At 64.4% G+C, this 18410-nt stretch carries 23 protein-coding genes; all 23 read left to right on the top strand.

Annotation, left to right across the window (positions count from 1 at the left end):
* The first annotated feature begins 606 nt into the window (after positions 1-606).
* Genes fliQ through VL52_RS07230 form a run of 23 tightly spaced genes read left to right on the top strand, consistent with a single transcriptional unit; the run spans position 607 to position 18409 of the window.
* Positions 607-873, top strand: coding sequence for a flagellar biosynthesis protein FliQ (fliQ, locus tag VL52_RS07340; RefSeq protein ID WP_046156419.1), 267 nt, complete (start codon positions 607-609; stop codon positions 871-873).
* Between the two features lie 10 nt (positions 874-883).
* On the top strand, positions 884-1645 hold the full coding sequence (locus VL52_RS07335; protein WP_046156418.1) for a flagellar biosynthetic protein FliR: 762 nt from the start codon (positions 884-886) through the stop codon (positions 1643-1645).
* A 3-nt stretch (positions 1646-1648) separates the two neighbouring features.
* Entirely contained in the window at positions 1649-2710 is a 1062-nt protein-coding gene (locus tag VL52_RS07330) for an EscU/YscU/HrcU family type III secretion system export apparatus switch protein (RefSeq protein WP_046156417.1), read from the top strand.
* 37 nt (positions 2711-2747) lie between these two features.
* The gene (gene flhA / locus VL52_RS07325) at positions 2748-4799 is read left to right on the top strand and encodes a flagellar biosynthesis protein FlhA (RefSeq protein WP_046156416.1); all 2052 of its coding nucleotides are present in this window, start codon (positions 2748-2750) and stop codon (positions 4797-4799) included.
* Between the two features lie 12 nt (positions 4800-4811).
* Positions 4812-5492, top strand: a complete 681-nt coding sequence (locus VL52_RS07320; protein ID WP_046156415.1) for a flagellar hook-basal body protein — start codon at positions 4812-4814, stop codon at positions 5490-5492.
* A 24-nt stretch (positions 5493-5516) separates the two neighbouring features.
* Positions 5517-6296, top strand: coding sequence for a flagellar basal-body rod protein FlgG (flgG, locus tag VL52_RS07315; protein ID WP_046156414.1), 780 nt, complete (start codon positions 5517-5519; stop codon positions 6294-6296).
* Positions 6296-7222, top strand: coding sequence for a flagellar basal body P-ring formation chaperone FlgA (gene flgA, locus VL52_RS07310; RefSeq protein ID WP_046156413.1), 927 nt, complete (start codon positions 6296-6298; stop codon positions 7220-7222). Before flgG ends, flgA begins: the two co-directional genes overlap by 1 nt.
* 31 nt (positions 7223-7253) lie before the next feature.
* Positions 7254-8378, top strand: coding sequence for a flagellar basal body P-ring protein FlgI (locus tag VL52_RS07305; RefSeq protein WP_046156412.1), 1125 nt, complete (start codon positions 7254-7256; stop codon positions 8376-8378).
* Positions 8379-8391: 13 nt separating this feature from the next.
* Positions 8392-8733 (top strand): flagellar basal body rod protein FlgB, encoded by a 342-nt coding sequence (locus tag VL52_RS07300; protein WP_046156411.1) that lies wholly within the window; start codon positions 8392-8394, stop codon positions 8731-8733.
* Positions 8734-9177, top strand: coding sequence for a flagellar basal body rod protein FlgC (gene flgC / locus VL52_RS07295; RefSeq protein ID WP_046156410.1), 444 nt, complete (start codon positions 8734-8736; stop codon positions 9175-9177).
* Entirely contained in the window at positions 9174-9455 is a 282-nt protein-coding gene (gene fliE / locus VL52_RS07290; RefSeq protein WP_052717671.1) for a flagellar hook-basal body complex protein FliE, read from the top strand. Before flgC ends, fliE begins: the two co-directional genes overlap by 4 nt.
* 35 nt (positions 9456-9490) lie before the next feature.
* Positions 9491-10894: a flagellar basal-body MS-ring/collar protein FliF gene (fliF, locus tag VL52_RS07285; RefSeq protein ID WP_046156409.1), complete on the top strand. Its 1404-nt coding sequence runs from the start codon at positions 9491-9493 to the stop codon at positions 10892-10894.
* Positions 10894-11442, top strand: a complete 549-nt coding sequence (locus tag VL52_RS07280) for a hypothetical protein (protein ID WP_046156408.1) — start codon at positions 10894-10896, stop codon at positions 11440-11442. The genes fliF and VL52_RS07280 overlap by 1 nt, the downstream gene beginning before the upstream one ends.
* On the top strand, positions 11439-12134 hold the full coding sequence (locus VL52_RS07275; RefSeq protein ID WP_046156407.1) for a FliH/SctL family protein: 696 nt from the start codon (positions 11439-11441) through the stop codon (positions 12132-12134). Before VL52_RS07280 ends, VL52_RS07275 begins: the two co-directional genes overlap by 4 nt.
* Entirely contained in the window at positions 12134-13453 is a 1320-nt protein-coding gene (locus VL52_RS07270; RefSeq protein WP_046156436.1) for a FliI/YscN family ATPase, read from the top strand. Before VL52_RS07275 ends, VL52_RS07270 begins: the two co-directional genes overlap by 1 nt.
* Positions 13453-13893, top strand: a complete 441-nt coding sequence (locus VL52_RS07265) for a hypothetical protein (RefSeq protein WP_046156406.1) — start codon at positions 13453-13455, stop codon at positions 13891-13893. Before VL52_RS07270 ends, VL52_RS07265 begins: the two co-directional genes overlap by 1 nt.
* Positions 13890-14546 (top strand): hypothetical protein, encoded by a 657-nt coding sequence (locus VL52_RS07260; protein ID WP_046156405.1) that lies wholly within the window; start codon positions 13890-13892, stop codon positions 14544-14546. Before VL52_RS07265 ends, VL52_RS07260 begins: the two co-directional genes overlap by 4 nt.
* 8 nt (positions 14547-14554) lie before the next feature.
* Positions 14555-14971: a flagellar hook assembly protein FlgD gene (locus tag VL52_RS07255; RefSeq protein WP_046156435.1), complete on the top strand. Its 417-nt coding sequence runs from the start codon at positions 14555-14557 to the stop codon at positions 14969-14971.
* Positions 14968-16167: a flagellar hook protein FlgE gene (locus VL52_RS07250; protein WP_082113671.1), complete on the top strand. Its 1200-nt coding sequence runs from the start codon at positions 14968-14970 to the stop codon at positions 16165-16167. Before VL52_RS07255 ends, VL52_RS07250 begins: the two co-directional genes overlap by 4 nt.
* Positions 16164-16943 carry a FliM/FliN family flagellar motor C-terminal domain-containing protein gene (locus VL52_RS07245; protein WP_046156403.1) on the top strand — a complete coding sequence of 260 codons (780 nt, stop codon included), beginning with the start codon at positions 16164-16166 and terminating at the stop codon, positions 16941-16943. The genes VL52_RS07250 and VL52_RS07245 overlap by 4 nt, the downstream gene beginning before the upstream one ends.
* The gene (locus VL52_RS07240; protein WP_052729202.1) at positions 16940-17257 is read left to right on the top strand and encodes a FliM/FliN family flagellar motor switch protein; all 318 of its coding nucleotides are present in this window, start codon (positions 16940-16942) and stop codon (positions 17255-17257) included. The genes VL52_RS07245 and VL52_RS07240 overlap by 4 nt, the downstream gene beginning before the upstream one ends.
* Positions 17258-17282: 25 nt before the next feature.
* Positions 17283-17690: a flagellar biosynthetic protein FliO gene (locus VL52_RS07235; RefSeq protein WP_046156402.1), complete on the top strand. Its 408-nt coding sequence runs from the start codon at positions 17283-17285 to the stop codon at positions 17688-17690.
* Positions 17687-18409 (top strand): flagellar type III secretion system pore protein FliP, encoded by a 723-nt coding sequence (locus tag VL52_RS07230; protein ID WP_200895970.1) that lies wholly within the window; start codon positions 17687-17689, stop codon positions 18407-18409. Before VL52_RS07235 ends, VL52_RS07230 begins: the two co-directional genes overlap by 4 nt.
* The last annotated feature ends 1 nt before the right edge of the window (position 18410 follow it).

Raw genomic sequence — 18410 nt, 5'->3', positions numbered from 1 at the left:
AAATGCTCCATACAGCGCCGTCAGTTAAACTTAGCTTGCGAAGCCCAACACTCACCCCGATTTATGGCGATCAATATTTATGCGGTCGTGTATTTTATCGGTAAGCGTTGTGCTCCATTGAATTCAGCCCAAGCTACGGTACTGGCACAAGGTCATTGGCGCCCCGGCGCTGGCATGATCTATCACATAAACGGCGCATCCCCTTAATGGCGATGCGCCGTTTTCTTTTGGCTCAAGAACTCCTTAACAAATTTCGTGGCAAGCCAGGAGCAAACCGTGTCGACGGTGATGGCGCGTGTGGAGGAGGGGCCGCTGTGACGAAGCAGGATCTTGGCGAGGGGCTGGGCCGCATCGGCCGTTGCCCGTGTGCCGGAACGGCTGTCTTTTGAGGTGGCAGGCTTGCCACATTTACATGTAGCAAAATTACGTTGAGAATCAATGCTATGTCAGATTGAATATCATTTATTGAGAAAATATTACATTAAGATATTGTGAAGAAGTGTGAATATTGTTAATATCAATACCTTTCGTATTTATATGGCTTGACTGCTGGGTCGACTGTTGATGCGCGGCCAGTCAGGGTTGATGTGTTAAGGATGGATGGGGATGACGGGCGATCAGTCGCTGCAGTTGATGTCGCAGATGATGTGGATGGCGCTGGCCATTGCCGCGCCGGTGCTGTTGTTCAGCCTGGTGGTGGGGATTCTGGTGAGCGTGATCCAGGTGGTGACCCAGATTCAGGATGCGTCGCTGGCTTTTGTGCCCAAGTTGTTGGCTGTGTTTGCCGCCTTGCTGCTGTTTGGCCCGTGGATGTTGAAATCATTGGTCAATTACGCTTCAGGGGTGATCAGCAGCATTCCGTCGCTGTTCTGAAGCCTTCCCTATGTCTTTTCCGCTGGATATCGGTTGGTTGTACGCGGCTTTCCTATTGTCGGTGAGATTGGCGCCGGTGCTGCTGCTGACGCCGGTGCTCGCCACCGCCAACGTGCCGGGCGTGGTGCGCGGCTTGCTGGGCTTGAGCCTGGCGGCGCTGATGGCTTATGGACTCGAACTGCGGCTGGCGGTGCCGACGAGCGGGTGGGTATTGGCCGGGCAGGCTCTGACGGAGCTGTTCATCGGCGCGCTGCTCGGCTTTGGCGTGCAGTGCGCGTTTGGCGCGCTGGCGTTCGCGGGGCGCTTGCTGGATACCCAGATCGGCTTTGGCCTGTCCAGCGTGATCAATCCCATGACCAAGCAATCCAGTTCGGCGATGGGTTTGGCGTTTGAGTTGCTGGCCGTGGCTTATGTGTACGCGGTGAACGGCCATCACATGTTGCTGCAGGCGATGGCGTTTCTGTTGGAAAGCCTGCCGGTGGGGCAGCCGGTCAGCCTGATGCTAGCCGAGCGGGCGGTGGCGCAGTTTGGCGTGTTGTTTTTGCTGGCGCTGTCTTTGGCGGCGCCATTGTTGATCGCGCTGTTCGCCATTGATGTCGGCGTGGCGCTGATGTCCCGCTCGATGCCGCAGTTCAACGCCTTTGTGATGGCGATGCCGGTGAAGGTGGGCGTGGGCTTGGCCCTATTGGCGGTGATGCTGCCGCGGCTGGGCGGTTTTTTTGAGCGCTGGCTGGCCTCGATGCTGGATTATCTGGCGGCTTTCGGAGGCTAGGCGGTGGCGGAGCAGGAACAGGACCGGTCGGAAGAAGCGACGCCGCATAAACGCGAGGAAGCCCGCAAGAAAGGGTCGGTGGCGCGCAGCCAGGATGTGCTGGGCGCGGTGTCGGCGTTGACGCTGCTGCTGGCGCTGATGACCCTGGGGCCGGGCATGGCCCGCCATTGCCTGGGTATTTTCGCATCGCTGCTGTCTCATGCCGGAGAGTGGTCGTTTTCGCAGGATGCGCTGTCGGTCTGGATGCGGAATCTGGGTGTTGAACTGTTCCGGACCATGGCACCCTTGTGGTTTCTGCTGGCATTGACCGCGGCGTTGGCGGGGGCGGCCCAGGTAGGCCTGGTGTTTTCCGCTGCGCCGTTGAAGCCGGATTGGGAAAAGCTGAACCCGCTGGAAGGCTTCAAGCGTTTGTTCACGCTGCGCTCGCTGTTTGAAGCGGCCAAGTCCAGCGTCAAGTTCCTGGCGTTTTCGCTGGCCTTGTACTGGATCATCCGCGGCATGCTGCCGGACTGGATGCTGCTGACCGGAGCGGGCGCGGGGCGGGTGGCGGACGCCACTGGCGCGGCGCTGCTGCAGGTGTTGCGTTACATGGCGTTGGCCATGCTGGTGGTGGCCGCCGCGGACTGGCTGTTTGTGAAGCGGACGCTGAGCAAGAAGCTGAAGATGTCCAAACGCGAAGTGAAAGAAGAATACAAACGGCGCGAGGGCGATCCGCGGATCAAGTCCAAGCTGAAGGAGATCCGCCAGCAATTCCTGCAAAAGACGCGTTCGGCGTCGCGGGTGAAAGAGGCGGACGTGCTGGTGGTGAATCCGCGCCATTTGGCGCTGGCCATCCAGTACAAGCGGGGCGAGATGGCCGCGCCCATGCTGCTGGCGAAAGGCGCGGGCGAGATGGCGTTGAAAATGAAAGAAACAGCCAGGCGGCATGGCGTGCCGATCTTGGAAAACAAGCCGCTGGCGCGTGGACTGTTTCGCGATGTGGATGTGGACGAGTGGATTCCCGACGCTTATTTCGGCGCAGTGGCAAAGGCGCTGGTCTGGGCGTTTCGGGTGAAGAAGGGCTGAGCCGCTCGATTGGGAGCGGCGTCGCAATGGCGGTTAGATGAGTAGTCTGGTCAAGTTGTTCAAGGAAGGGGCGAATGTTTCGATCATCTTGCTGATGGTCGGCATTCTGTTCGTCCTTTTCACGCCGGTTTCGGCAAGGGTGCTGGACGCGCTGCTGCTGGGCAATTTCAGCCTGGCGCTGTTCGTGCTGCTGCTTACCTTCTATGTGCGAAAGCCGGTGGATTTCTCCACCTTCCCCTCGGTATTGTTGATCGCGACGCTGTTCCGCCTGTCGCTGAACGTGTCCGCCACGCGCCTGATCCTGTCCGACGGCGAGGCCGGCCGCGTGATCGGCGCCATCGGCTCCTACGTGGTGGGCGGCAATTACGTGATCGGCGTGATCGTGTTCCTTATCCTGGTGGTGGTCCAGTACGTGGTGGTGACCAGCGGCGCGCAGCGCGTGGCCGAGGTGGCCGCCCGCTTCACGCTGGACAGCATGCCGGGCCAGCAGATGAGCATCGACGCCGATCTGAACATGGGTTTCATCGACCAGGCCGAGGCGCAGCGCCGCCGCAAGGAGCTGGAAAAGGAAGCTGGCTTCTATGGCGCGATGGACGGCGCCAGCAAGTTCGTCAAGGGCGACGCCGTTGCCGGCATCATCATCATGCTGATCAACGTGATCGGCGGCTTCGCGGTGGGCGTGGCGCAGCACGGCCTGCCCTGGCAGGAGGCGCTGCAGACCTACACCCTGCTGACCATCGGCGACGGCATTGTCACTCAGGTGCCGGCGCTGGTCATCTCGGTGGGCACCGGCATCATCATCACTCGCTCCGCATCCGACGGCCGGCTGAGCAGCGAAGTGCTCGGCCAGTTCACCGCTTATCCCAATATTCTGTTGATGCTGGCGGGCGCGTTTTTCCTCATTGCGTTCCTGCCTGGTCTGCCGGCCTTCCCCGCCTTGTTGTTGGCGGCGATGTTCCTGGCAGGCGGCTTGCTGCTGCGCAAGGTCCGCAAGCCGGAAAGCGATGACGAGGACGCGTCTGCCGAAAAGGCGGAAGAGGCGGCAGGGGATGCGTCTCTATATGACGAATTGAAAGTGGACTTGCTGTCTATCGAGCTGTCGCCCGAGCTGGCGCCCTTGATGGGGCAGGACGGCAGCATTCTGCTTGAGCGGATTTCCCTGTTCCGCAAGCAGTACATGCTGGATTCTGGCCTGGTGCTGCCCAAGATGAAGGTAAGAGAAAGCAAGACGCTGCACGACGGCGCCTACCAGATCCATCTGCAAGGCGGAAAAGTGGGCGAGGGACGCTTGGAGCCGGGATGCTGGCTTGCCATCCATCCAGGCGGCGAGCGCGCCAAGCTGGAAGGCAAGCCCACTACCGATCCCGCCTATAACCTGCCGGCGATATGGATTCAGGACGCCCAGCGCAGCCGGGCGCGCGAATCCGGCTACACGGTGGTGGACGCCGCGACCGTGTTCATGACCCACTTTTCGGAAATCGTCAAACGCCAGTCGGCCGCGCTGCTGACCCGGGACGAAGTGGAGCGGCTGGTCCGGCACCTGCGGCAAAGCCAGGAAAGCCTGGTGGACGAGCTGGTGCCGAACGTGATGACGCTGAGCGACATCCAGAAGGTGCTGCAGGCGCTGTTGCAAGAGAAGGTTTCCATCCGCCGGCTGGACACCATTTTGGAAGTATTGGTGGACGCGGGGCGCGCCGGCAAGGATGTGGACGAGCTCACCTCCCGGGTGCGCCAGCGGCTGGGCAATGTGATCTGCGCGCCGCTGGTGGACGGCGATGGCGCGCTGCACGTGATCACGCTGGACGGCGGCATCGAGCAGACCTTGTACGACGGACTGCGTCGCAGCGAAAGCGGCGCGTCGTCGCTGGCGCTGGACCCGCGCTTCGCCGAGCAGCTGCTGAAAAAGATGCTGGCCGAATCAGAGAAGATGGCGGGCGCCAACCGCATGCCGGTGGTGCTGTGCGCGCCGGAGGTGCGCGCCAATCTGCGCAAGCTGACCGAGCGCATGATCCCCCATCTGCACGTGCTGGCGCTGAGCGAGGTGCCGCCGGGCGTCGGGTTGAAATCTTTTGCCGCGGTAACGTTTTGACGGGATGGCGAGATGAGCGAATTGATGAGCGTGATGGCGGCGTCGATGCAGGCCGATGTGAACCGGGTGAACACCGTGGCGCACAACATGGCCAACAGCAACACCGCAGGCTTCAAGCGCCAATTCACGCTGGGCGGGGATTTGCAGTCCGGTCCGTTGGCCGATACGCGACAGGGCGCGCTGAGCCGCACCGGGTCGGACATGGATCTGGCGATAGAAGGCGCCGGTTACTTCTCCGCCTCGGAAAACGGCAACAGCTATGTCAGCCGAGGAGGCGCGCTGCGGCTGGACAGCCGCGGACGGCTGGTGCTGACGCAGTCCGGCTTGCCGCTTGAGGGCGAGCAGGGCGAGATATTTCTGAAACCCGGCGCGTTCCGGGTGGATGACCGCGGCCAGGTGTTCCAGGGCGAGCAGAACGTCGCCCGCATCAAGCTGGTTTACCCGGCCAAGGACGCGCTGCTGGAGGCGACGGGCAACGGCCTGTACCGGGTGCGCGGCGCGATGGCCGATCCCAAGGATCTGGGCGGCGCGGGGCGGCTGCGTCAGGGTTTCCTGGAGATGTCCAACGTCAACTCTACTCGGGAAATGGTGGAGATGATGGAGGCGACGCGGCATTTCGAGTCGGTGCAAAAAGCGGTGCAGGGCATGGACGCTGTCTGGGACAAGGCATTGAAGACCCTGGGCGAATTTTGAAGGCATTGAAGCAAGGATGGAATCGTGATTGACGCACTGTACGTGGGCGCGACCGGCATGGCGGCCCAACAAGGCAGTCTGGAGGCGGTGGCCAATAACCTGGCGAACATGAACACGCCGGCATACAAGCGTTCGCAGGCGGTGTTCGACGACCTGATGTACCGCGAGGCGGCGCAGCAGGCGGCGGCCCAGGGCGAAGCGCCCGGCGTCGTCAGGCAGGGCCTGGGCACCCGGCTGAGCGCGGTGGAAAAGGTTTTCAGCCAGGGCGACCTGCGCCCGTCCGAGTCGGATTTCGACGTCGCGATCAATGGCGACGGTTTCGTCGCCGTCAGCAATCCGGACGGCTCGCTGGCCTATAGCCGGCTGGGTTCGCTGCGCGTCAGCGAGGATGGCCTGCTGCAGCTGCGCGGCGGCCAGACGCTAGACCCGGCCATCACCTTGCCGAAGGACACCCGCACGTTGAAAGTCGGCGAAGACGGCCTGGTTTCCGCGGTGACCGCGGATGGGCAGACCTTGGAGCTCGGCAAGATCGAACTGGCCATGTTCAGCAATCCGGCTGGATTGAAGCCGGTGGGCGAGGGCCTGTATCTGCCGACCGAGCAATCCGGCGCGGCGCAGATGGGCCGGGCAGCCGAGGATGGCCGCGGCAAGCTGGCGCAGAAATATCTGGAAGGCTCCAACGTGAAGATGGCGGACGAGCTGGTCAACATGATGCTGGCCCAACGGGCCTTTGAGGCGAGTTCCCGCATCATCCAGGCCGCCGACGAAATGCAGTCCATCACCAACAATCTGCGCCGCGGTTGATGCGCGCGCTGCCGCTGCTGCTGGCCGCATGGGCGGGCGCCGCCGCGGCGGAGGCGCTGGTCGTTCCGGCCTCGGTCGAGGTGGAGGGGCGGTCGGTCAGCTTGGCGCAATTGGTAAGCGGGCCTGCAGCCGAGGAGTGGCGCGTTCAGGCCGCCGCCAAGGTGCTGATAGGCGATTTGCGGGCGGGCGAAAGGCGGGATATCCCCGGCGCGCGTTTGCAGGCCGCCTGGAAGCTGGCGCTGGGCGCCGGCGCCGCGCGCTGGACCTTGCAGGCTCCCGAGCGGGTGAGCGTGACGCGAAAAGCCGGCGAGCCCGCGGCTGAGCGGCTGGCGAAGGAAGGTGAAACGGCATTGCGGGCGCGGTTGGACAGCTTCTGCTCCAAAACCGCGCTGCGTCCGGAGGGCTTGCCGAATGCGGCGATGCTGCCGGGCCAGGGCGCCGGCATCGTCGCTCGCCTGTCGCCGCAGCCCGCTTTGGCGCGACGGATGGTGGTGTGGCTGGATGTGTTTGAGGGGCGGCAGCTGTATGGCAGCTGGCCGGTCTGGTTCGAGGTGTCGTGCGAGCGGACCGTGGTGCGGGCGCGGCGGGATATCGCCAAGGGCGAGGCCCTGGCTGCGGGCAATGTGGAGCGAACCATCGCCGACGTCGTCGATGGGCGGTTGTTGTCCGGGTTCGAGGACAAGATCGCCGCGCGGGCGCTGTCCGCCGGCAGCGTGTTGCGGGAAGCGGATGCCGCTGCCGCGCCGATGGTGCGCAAGGGCGGGAGAGTCGTGGCCCGCTTGAACAGCGGCCCGGTCCGGCTGGAGCTGGAGGCGGTGACGATGGAAGACGCCGCGCTGGGCGAGGTGGTGTACGCCAGGCGTCCCAAGGAGCAGGCGGTTTTCAAAACCCGGGTAGCCGGGGCTGGCATGGTGGATGTGTTGTGAAAACAGGCTGTGTGATAGGGCCGGAGTGGACATGAACAAGAACAAGTGGTGGGTCCGGATTCTGCAGGGCGGCGCGTTGCTGGTGCTGTCCATCTCGCTGGCCCAGGCCGGCGAGCGCATCAAGGATCTGGGCCGTTTCGGCGGCTGGCGCGACAACCAGCTGATCGGCTATGGCCTGGTGACGGGTTTGGCCGGCAGCGGCGACAGTCCGCGCAGCCAGATGACCCAGCAGTCGCTGGCCAATATGCTGAAGCAGTTCGAGGTCAATCTCGGGCCGGATCAACTGAACAGCCGCAACGTGGCTGCGGTGATGGTGACGGCGAACATGCCGCCCTTGCTGGAGCCGGGCGCGCGGCTGGACGTGACGGTGACTTCGGTCGGCGACGCCCGCAGCCTGCTGGGCGGCAGCTTGCTGCAAACGCCTCTGAAAGGCAGCGACGGCCAGGTGTATGTGCTGGCGCAGGGCGCGTTGTCGGTGGGCGGCTATCGCTACGACAGCAACGGCAATATGGTGCAGAAAAATCATCCTACCGTCGGCCAGATTCCGGCGGGAGGCATCGTTGAGCAAGCTGTGGCCACCAGTTTCGTCCGCAACAATATGGCGGAATTTCTGCTGTCGTCTCCGGACTTCACCACCGCCGAGCGCGTCGCGAAGGCGATCAACCGCAAGCTGGGCCGCAGCGTCGCCATTCCGCTTGGCGCAGGCAAGGTGGGCATTAGGGTGGGAGGAGAATCCGCCGCCGGGGTGACCGACCTGCTCAGCCGGATCGAGGCCATCGAGGTGACGCCGGACGAGCGCGCCCGCGTGGTGGTGAACGAGCGCACCGGCACGGTAGTGGCAGGCGGCAATGTGATGCTGTCGGCGGTGACGGTGGTGCATGGAGATTTGAAGATCTCCGTCGAAACCGACTATCTGGTGTCGCAGCCGCCGCTGGTGGTGGGGGGCGGACGCGAGGTGAGGACGGCAGTGGTGCCGCAGACGCGGATCACCGCCCAGGAAAAACCGCTGCCGGGCATCAGCCTGAAGGGCAGCTCGACCATCGCGGATCTGGTGGCGGCATTGAACCGCATCCGCGCCACGCCGCGCGACGTGATCGCGGTGCTGCAAGCGGTTCGCTCCGCCGGCGCGCTGCATGCGGAACTGGTCATTCAATAAGTTAGGACGGGATATGCAAATCGGTTCGGTAAGCAATGTGGTGACCCAGGCGCTGGATGGCCTGACGCTGCGCCAGCAGGTGATCGCCCAGAACATCGCCAATCTCAATACGCCGGGCTACACCCCGCTGCGCGTGGACTTCGAATCCGCATTGCAAGGCATGGAGGGCGCCGGCCCCCGCATCCTGCCCGATACGCGGATGACTCCGACGGGCAGCCCGTCCGGCGCGGCGGCGGAGCTTAGCCGCCAGGTTTCGCAGCTGGCTGACACCGCGTTGCGTTATCAGACCCTGATCAAGGGCATCAACAAGCAACTGGCCATCATGCAGCTGGTGGTGTCGGACGGGAGGCGCTAAATGCCCGGGATCTGGCAATCGCTGGCCATCAGCCAAAGCGGCATGGATGTGGAGCAGCTACGGGCGGAAGTGGCCGCGCGCAATATCGCCAACGCCAATGTGGCGGCGGCGCCGGGCGCGGCCCTGGCAAAACCGCTGCGGGTCGTGGTGCAGCCGGTGAGCGCGGGTTTCGGCCAAGCGCTGTCGCGCGCCGAGTCCGATCAGCCGCCGCCGGGCGGCGTGCGCGCCGCGGTGGTGGAGTCCGACGCGCCGGCGCGCAAGGTGCTGGATCCATCCAGCCCGCTGGCCGACGCCCAGGGCTATGTGCAGTACGCCGGCGTGAACACGCTGGAGGAAATGTTCGCGATGACCATGGCCGTCCGCTCGTACGAGGCGAACGTGACGGCTTTCAATGCCGCCCGCTCGATGATGCAGAAGGCATTGGATATAGGAGGCAAGCAATGATAGAGGCCATCGCCGGCAGCGCGTTCGCCGACTCCCTGTCGGCGGCCGGAGCCGCCAAGCCGGGGCCGGCCAGCGGTTTCGAAAACGTGCTGACTCAGTTGGAGAAGTCTGAAAACTCGCTGGGAACCTTGCTTAACGATGTCGCGACCGGGCAGGCGGGCAGCCTGCATCAGGTGATGTTGAAGATGGAAGAAACCCGCATGCAGTTCGAACTGTTCATGCAGGCGCGGAACAAGGTTCTCGAAGCCTATCAGGAAGTCATGCGGATGCAGGTGTGACGCCCAGGCGGAAATTTTGATTGGATAGGCAGACGATGGTGGATTTTATCAAGGCGCTCTGGCAGCGCTCTTCTGGGGCGGGCCGGGCTTTTCTGTTGGCCGGCGCGATCGCGGCGGTAGCGGCGCCGGTGGGCGCGTATTGGTGGATGAGCAAGGCGGATTACCAGGTGCTGTTCTCCGACCTGGACGCCCGGGATGCGGCTAGCATCGCGGCCGCGCTGGAAAAGCAGAAGACGCCTTATGTCCTGTCCGACGAGGGCAAGACCATCCAGGTGGAAAAGGACGCGCTGTACAAGACGCGGATGAAGCTGCTGGGCAGCGGCCTGGATTTGAAGGGCTCTGTCGGTTTCGAATTGTTCAACAACGCCGAGTTCGGCGTGACCGAGTTCGCGCAGAAGATCAACTACCAGCGCGCGCTGCAGGGCGAGCTGGCGCGCACCATCATGGGTTTCGACGAGGTGCAGAACGCCCGCGTCCACCTGGTGTTGCCTGAGGGCGGCATGCTGCGCAAGCGCGGCGCCAAGGCCAAGGCTTCGGTCTGGGTCACCCTGAAGGGCGGCAAGAGCCTGCAGCAGGAGCAGGTGGCCGGGGTGCAGCGCTTGGTGGCCGCCTCCGTGCCGGAAATGGACGCCGCCGCCGTCACCGTGCTGGACCAGCGTGGCGTGGCGCTATCCGCGCGCGAAGCCGGCGAAGATGGCGTGACCGGCGGAGACGCCGGTTTGCAGCTGAAGAAGGAAACCGAGACCTATCTCGTGGACAAGGTGACGCGGATTCTGGACACCGCTTTGGGACCGAACCAGGCGGCGGTCAGCGTGGACGTGGCGCTGGATCTGTCTTCGCAGAAGCTGACGCGAGAGTCGGTGGTGGGCGATAGCGGCGACAAGGGCGTGCTGGTGCGCAGGCGCGAGCAATGGCAGGGCGATGGCGCGGATGCCGGCCACGCATCCCAGGCCATGCCGGCTATGGGCGGCGCGGGCGGCAACAAGTCGCTTGATTCCGAATACCAGGTGGGCCGCGAGCTGAAACAGACCAGCATGGCGGGCGGCGCGGTTAAGCACATCAGCGTCGGCATCATCACCAACGCCAGCCTGTCCGACAGCGCGGTGGAGCGCTTGCGCGAAGTGATCGCGATGGCCATCGGCCTGGACAGCGGCCGCGGCGACGGCATCGCTTTCTCGGTGATGGACAATGTGCAGGCGGTGGCCGCGCCGCAAGGCGACGCCAAGAAGCCGGCAGAGGTCGCGGCCGCTAAAGCCGAGCTGGACGCCGGCCCGGCCATTTGGTGGGCGGCAGTGGCCGCGCTGCTGACCCTAGGGGCTGCTGGAGGTTGGTCGCTGCGCCGCCGCATGGCCAGGAAGACGCTGGACGAAGCGGAGCGCGAGCGCTTGCTGCGTCAAGTGCGGCGCTGGCTGGTGGAGCAGCCGGAGGGCGGCAAGTGATGGCGGCGGAGCAGAATAGCCTGCGCGCGGCGCTGGCGGTGTCCGCGCTGAGCGCCGATGACCGCCGTTGGCTGGAGTCCCGCTTGTCGGAAGATGAGCGCGGCCGGCTGGGGTTGGCATTGTCGCAGCTGGACGAGCGACCGCTGGCGGAGCAGGCCGAGGCCATGAGTGAGCATGCAGGCATGGCGTTGCAAACGAGCGAGCAGCGGCTTGCGGGCCGCATAGGCGCGCTGGCGGCTGCGATCGCGGCGGAGCCCGCATGGCTGCAGGCCGCGATCGGACATGCCTTGGGCGCGGAACTGCGCGGCCGCGTGCTTGCTTTCATGGAAAGCAGCGAGGCATGGAGTGGCCGCACCGCAGAACTGCGTCGTAGTTGGGCCGCGAGTCCGGAGCGCGAAGCGCCGGCGCTGCGCGCGGCGGTGTTGGCTGGCTTGGCCGCGTCGAGCGCGTTTTCGTCCGGAGCCGAGCTGGATGTCCCTGTTCGAGAGGACGCGGGTGGCTCTATGTGGCTTGGCCTGGGCGCCTGGCTGAAGAAAGCGATGTCATGAGCGATATCATCCGCAGCCCCCTGATCCGTTCCCGGCCGGAGGCGCAATCCAGCAGCGGTTTTCAAGCCGCCGCGCAGCGGGCGGTGCAGCAACCTGAAGCGGTTCGCCCAGTAGATGCCGAGGCGGAAATCCGCGCGATGCGTGCCCGGGCGATGGCCGAGATAGAGGCTATGCGCGCCAAGGCCAAGGCCGAGTGCGACGCGATGCGCGCCAACGCCGGTGACGAGGGTTACCGGGCCGGCATGGCGAAGGCTGAAGCGGAAATCCGCGATCAGCTGGGCCAGGCGGCCCAGCATGCCAAGGCTTTGCTCGCCTCGATGGAGGACGGGCGCGCCCAGATGCTGGGCGAAATGGAAGACATGGTCGCTCCGGTGGTATTCGAGGCGTTGATCCGCGTCGTCGGCGACATCCCGCAATCGGCGGAGTTGGTCCGTGCCGGCGTGCGGCGGGCGTTGCGGGAAGTCGTTGGCCGGGAACCGGTGCGCGTTCTCCTGCATCCGGCCGACGCGGCGCTGCTGGGCGACGGCGGCGAAATATCCGGCGAGCTCGGCCGGCAAGTCCACGTGGCGGCCGACGACACGCTGGCGAGAGGGGGCTGCATGGTCGAAACCGCTCATGGCGATATCGATGCCCGCTGGTCTACCCAGCTGGAGCGTTTGCACCGGGCATTGCGCGAGGCCGGGCGGGCATGATGCTTAAGCTCGAGCGGCTGCTGGATGCGGTCAAGTCGGCGGATCTGGTGGAAAAGGTCGGCTATGTGAGCCGCAAGGTGGGCCTGTTGGTTGAGTCCAGGGGACCAGCCGGCGTCGGCTTGGGCGATCTTTGCCATATCGAGATGTCGGACGGGCGTCCCCATGTGCTGGCCGAGGTGGCGGGCCTGGACAGCGACCGCCTGCTGCTGTTGCCGTACGGTCCGGTGGATGGATTGCTGCTCGGCGGCCGGGTGGTCTCGGCCGGCCGGGCGTTTTCCATCCCGGTGGGCGATGCCCTGCTGGGGCGGGTGGTGGACGCGTTCTGCCGGCCGCTGGACGACAAGGGATGGTTATCCGAGGAGAGCCGTCGGCCGGTGCGAAGCGCGCCGATCCCGGCGCTGAAGCGCAGCCGCATCGATCAGGTGATGGAAACCGGCGTCAGGGCCATCGACTCCATGCTGACGATAGGCTACGGCCAGCGCCTTTCCATCATGGCGGGCAGCGGCGTCGGCAAGAGCACGCTGCTGGGCATGCTGGTGCGCAACTGCGCCGCGGACATCGTGGTGGTGGGCTTGATCGGCGAGCGCGGGCGGGAAGTGCTGGAGTTCCTCGAAGAAAACCTGGGCGAGGCGGGTTTGGCCCGTTCCGTGGTGGTGGTGGCGACGGCGGATGAGCCGGCGCTGGTGCGTGAGGCCGCGGCGCTGAGCGCGGTCACCATCGCCGAGCATTTCCGCGACCAAGGAAAGTCCGTATTGCTGATCGTGGATTCGCTGACCCGCTACGCGATGGCGCGGCGCGAGGTCGGCCTAGCCACCGGCGAGCCCGCCACCTCGCGCGGCTACACCCCGTCGGTGTTCTCCGAGCTGGCCGGCATGTTGGAGCGTTGCGGCACCCGCAAGGAAGGCGGCTCCATCACCGGGCTGTTCACCGTGCTGGTGGAGGGCGACGACATCCACGATCCGGTGGCGGACAGCGTGCGGGGCATCGTCGACGGCCACATCGTGCTGTCGCGCGATCTGGCCAATGTCGGCCATTTCCCTGCGATCGACGTGTTGGGCAGTGTCAGCCGGTTGGCCTCCGCGTTGGCGACCGAGGAGGAGCAGGCATTGATGCGTGCGTGCCGGAAAACCATGGGCTTGCTGTCGGGCAGCAAGGATTTGCTGGAGCTCGGCGTATACAAGCCGGGCGGCAATCCGGATCTGGATGACGCGCTGGAGCGCAAGCCGGGCTTGGAGCGTTTTCTGCGGCAAGGCACGCATGAGCGCAGCGAACGCAAGGCGGCGCTGGCGCAGCTTGCGGCGATGCTGGGAGGGCGCTGATGCGGAAGTTCCGCTATCGGCTGGAGGCCTTGATGCGGTTTCAGGAATCGTCGCTGCAGCCGTTGAGACAGGCTCTGCAAGAGGCCGAGCACAGATTGGCATCCGACCGAGCGGCCATGCGCGCCGCGGAGTTTGAGGTTTCCAGTTGCGAGCGAACGCTGCCGGCCTTGGTGGGCAACCAAGCGCTGTACCTGTCCGCGCTGGGTTTCATCCGGGAGCTGCGCCTGCGTTGTCGGCAACTGGCGCACATCGTCGAGGATTCGGAGCAATTGAGAGAGCAGGCGATGGCTGCTTTGCTGGAGGCTCAAGCCCGCTTGCGCCAGTTTGAGAAACATGAAAACAGGCAGCGCGCGTCGTGGATGGCTGAGGTTCAGCGCGGCGAATACCGCGAGCAGGACGATGCGTGGCTGCAGCGCCGCATGGCGGGAGAGCGCGCATGAATGTGGGATGGGTAGAGATGGAACGGCGCGGCGCGGCGCCGGGGTCGGAGCGGGACTCATTGGATGAGCGGTCCGGACGGCGGTGGCAGAGGCAACTGGACGATGAGTTGGCAAACCACAGCGTGTGCCGCGCGATCGAGCTTGGCGGCGCGGCGCTTTCCAACCCGGCGCCGGAGAGCGGCATCGCGGCGGCGGGTAAAGATAATGTGGGTTCGACGCCATCTCCTGACGAGCCGCGGGCGCAAGCCGCCGGAATCGACCGGGGGACTTTGGCCCGACAGGCCCTGGCTTTCCGCGGACAAGCGGCTGTGGCGCGAAGCGCGGCCGCCGCGTCTTACGGTTTGTCTGGCGCGCCGCTCGAGCTGTCTGCGCGGGCGGAGGAGACTGGCGCTGCCGAGCGGATCTCGATGGCGAGCGACGCTGAAACCATGCTCCGGTCCTGGCTCAAGCCCTGCAAGATCACGGTATTCGCCGACCAGGGGCAGCTCAGGGTGTGGGTGCGCGACGCGCGCATGGACGCGGGCGAAGCTGAGGCCCTCGGCCAGCGGCTGGAGCGACATATCAGAGAAAAGGGTGGGCGGCTGGCGATGCTGGCCGTCAATGGCGCGGTGGTCTATAGCAACGCCGCCGCCGGCTTGAACGTTTTGAAATAGAGGTGAACATGGCGACAACAGGTTTGGGCATTTCCGGCAGCGACAGCATCGCGCAGACGCGGGGCATCACCCAGCAGGACTTCTTGCGCATCCTTTCAACGCAGCTGACCTTCCAAGACCCGCTGAAACCGATCGACAACCAGCAATTCATGGCGCAGATGGCGCAGTTCTCGTCGCTGGAGCAGACGCGGATGTCCAACGAGAAACTGGATACCCTGCTGGCGCAGCAAGCTGCGAACCAGTCTATCGGCCTGATCGGTAAGACCGTGGAAGTGCAGACGGCCAACGGCAATGTCGCGGGGCAGGTGACGACCATCTCCTTTTCCAGCGGCCAGCCGATGCTGACGGTGAAAGCGGCGAGCGGCGAGCTGATGACCGATGTCGCGTTGACCCAAGTGGCTTTGGTGAGAGGGAGCGCGACATGATAGACACCATGTTCGTCGGCCTGAGCGGCTTGCGTACCTTCCAGAAGGGGCTGTCCAACATCGGCAACAATGTGGCCAATCTGAACACCCCGGGCTTCAAGCGGACCTCGCTGCAGTTCACCGACATGATGTATCAGTACGATGCGCAGGGCGGGCAAGGCGGGCAGCACGGCGAAGGCGTGAAAATCGGGGTGTCCTCGACAGACTTTTCCGCGGGTGAGCTGCAATCGTCGACCAATCCGCTGGATGTGGCGGTGGACGGCGGCGGCTTTTTTGTTTCCAAGAACGGCGAGCAGATCAATTACAGCCGCGTCGGACAATTCGAGCTGAACGCCGATGGCGCGCTTATTAGCCGTCAGGATAAGTCGCGCATCCAGATGTTCGACCCCGCCAACGGTCTGTCCGACTTTTCCGTCGGGACGCTGCGCAGCCAGATGGCCAAGCCGACGGCCACGATCAAGTTCGCCGACAACCTGTCCACCGGCGCGACCAACAGCAGCGCGGAAACCACCGTCTACGACAAGGACGGCGCTCAGCGGCAACTGAAGATCAGCTTCACTAGCAATGCCTCCACGACACCGCGCAGCTGGAAAGTGGAGGTGCAGGACAAGGTGTCACAGAGCGCGGTGGGCAGCGGCGAGATCCGCTTCGATCCCGATGGCTCGCCATCGTTTGCGTACAACCAGCTGACAATGAAGCTGAAAAGCGCTACCGGCGGCGAGTCTGACCTGAAGCTGTTCTTCGGCCAGCCGGGCTCCATTTCCGATACGACCAGCCTGTCCGGCGGCACCTCGTCGACTATCCGGGTGGCCAGCCAGGATGGTTACGGCGCGGGCGCGCTGACCAAGCTGACCTTCGATGGCGAGGGCAAGGGCCAGATCAGCTACTCCAACGGCCAGACCGCGGTGGCGGGACGTTTGGCACTGGCCTGGTTCTCCCAGCCCGACCACCAACTGGAGCGGGCCGGCTCCGGATACTACCGCGCCCTGGCCGGCCAGAGCCCGGAATACGGCGTGGCCGGAGGCGGCGTGTTCGGCAAGGTGGCCGGCGGCAAGCTGGAGCTTTCCAATGTCGAGCTGTCGTCTGAGTTCAGCGACATGATGATCACTCAGCGCGGCTATCAAGCGGCCTCGCAACTCATTTCCGCCGCGAACGAGATGATGCAGCAGGCGCTGCAGATGAAAGGCTCCCGATGAGCCGCGCGTTGCCATTCCGGCTGTATGCCCGAAAAGAGCTGGATGCGGTCGAAGCCGGCATCGAAAAGCGCTATTCGGCTTGGCTGCGGGAGTGGGGGCTGGCGGACGGCGAGGCTCAGGTTTGCGTCCGGCCGGTTTCGTTGGCGGATGCTTCCGCCGGGAAATGGCTGATGGCGGGCGGGGCCTGGCCTGCCATGTCGGATCAGGCAGGCTTTTTCGCCCGTGTCTGCCTGGGCGTGGACAAGAGTCGGGCGGCTATCGAAGGCTCGAATCTGGCGGCGTCCGCGATTCGCGCGGCGCGGGACGCGCTGGCCGCCGCGATCGCGGGAGCGGATGCGCCCCAGAAGGCCTATGACGATCCGAGAGACGGTGGCCAGCTGAACCCGGTGTTTTCGTCCACAGGCGCTTTACGGGCAGAGTTGCGTCATGCGGATCAGACCTTGGTTTTGCTGTTGTCTGCGGACCAGGCGAAGTGCTGGCTCTCCGCACCGCGGCAAGCGGCGGCGCTGGAGCCGATATTGCTGCGCTCGCTGCCGGTGGATGGCCTCGTCGAATTGGAAGTGCGCGCCTCCCCCGCGCAGTTCTCCATTGAGGACCTGGGCTCTCTGCGTCCAGGCGATGTGATCCGTTTGGATCAGAAGGCGGGGACGCCGTTCGACCTGCGCCTGCAAAGCGGCGAACTGCTTGGGCGCGCTCAATACGGGCTGCATCAGGGTCAACCGTCGGTCAAGGTTCGCCGGGCCGACAAAGCAATCAACAAGAGTGGAAAAGCATGAGCAAGGAAGTGGAAATCTTCAGCCCCCCGCAACTGGACGGGAAAACCGAGGCCGGCGCGGCAGGCTTGCTGCAAGGCCGGATGGAGCTGTTGAAAGAAGTGCAGGTGGAGCTGGAAACCCGAATCGGACGCTGCCGCTTGAGCATCGCGGAGCTGGATGCATTGAAGGAGGGTGAGGTGTTGGCTCTGGATAAAGCGCCCGGCGACGCAGTGGAGATTTTGCTGGGCGGACAGGTTGTGGCGCGCGGCAGTCTGGTTGTGGCGGGAGATCATTTCGGCGTCCGCATCGAGCAGGTGGCGCAGCTTTCCGCGTGAATGGCAGATTGAAATGAGATATCTGATGCAGCCGTTGCTGGCCTTGGCGCTTGGTTTGGCGGTATTGAGCGCCGCTGCCGTCGGCGCACCCTGCGTGCAAGGCGCGTCTGCGCCGGCGTGCGGGGCTTCCGCTTCCGAGCCCGTCCACGCGCCCTTGCGGTTCCGCAAGGAGCCCGCTGTCGGCGCCGCAGCCTTGCTTGGGCCTTATGAAATTCTCGGCGGCCTAGCCCTGATCGGCGCGGCTGCATGCTGGTGGCGGCAGCGTTATATGAAAGGGCCGCGGGCAGCGGGCGCGGAGGAGCTCCGTTTGCTTGCCAAGCGCAGGCTGTCGGCGAAGTCGTCGCTGTATGTAATCGAGCATGGAGGGCGGGAAATCATGCTGGCTGAAAGCGAGCGCGGCATCACGGTCATCCGGGATGATTCAAAGCCATGAAGAGATTGCAGAAACTGATGTGGCTGCTGGCTTGCCTGCCTGCGGTCGCGGACGCCAAGGGACAGATGGTGGATGTGGCCTTGAACGGCGCGGGCGTGAGCCAGGCGGTCAATATCGTCCTTGCGCTGACCTTGGTTGCGTTATTGCCGGGCATGCTGGTGGTGATGACCTCCTTCACGCGCGTCATCATCGTGTTGTCGATGCTTCGGCACGCCATCGGCATGCAGGAGACGCCTCCCAATGTGGTGCTGATCATGTTGGCGGCATTCCTGACGCTGCTGTCGATGGGCTCCACTTTCGAAAAGCTGGATCAGCAAGTGGTGACGCCGCTGTACGCGCAGCATATGCCTGCGTCGGCAGCCCTCAAGCAGGGCGGCGCCATCATGAAGGAATACATGGTCAGCCGGACGCGCGAGCAGGATATGGGCTTTGTGCTCGGCATAGGCGGCAAGGACATGCCCGACGATGCAGAGTCCATCAGCCTGGTGCATGTGGTGCCGGCTTTTCTGTTGAGCGAGCTGAGGTTGGCGTTCCAGATAGGCTTCGTGATTTTCTTGCCGTTCCTGTTGGTGGACATCATTGTTTCCAGCGTGCTGATGGCGATGGGCATGATGATGGTGCCGCCGGTGTCCATCGCCCTGCCGATCAAGATATTGATGTTTGTGTTGATAGACGGCTGGACCCTGGTGGCCCGTGCGGTCTTGTCGGACAGCATGTGAC

The organism is Chromobacterium vaccinii (assembly GCF_000971335.1).
Classification (GTDB): domain Bacteria; phylum Pseudomonadota; class Gammaproteobacteria; order Burkholderiales; family Chromobacteriaceae; genus Chromobacterium; species Chromobacterium vaccinii.
This window is presented reverse-complemented; position numbering and strand designations above follow the sequence as displayed.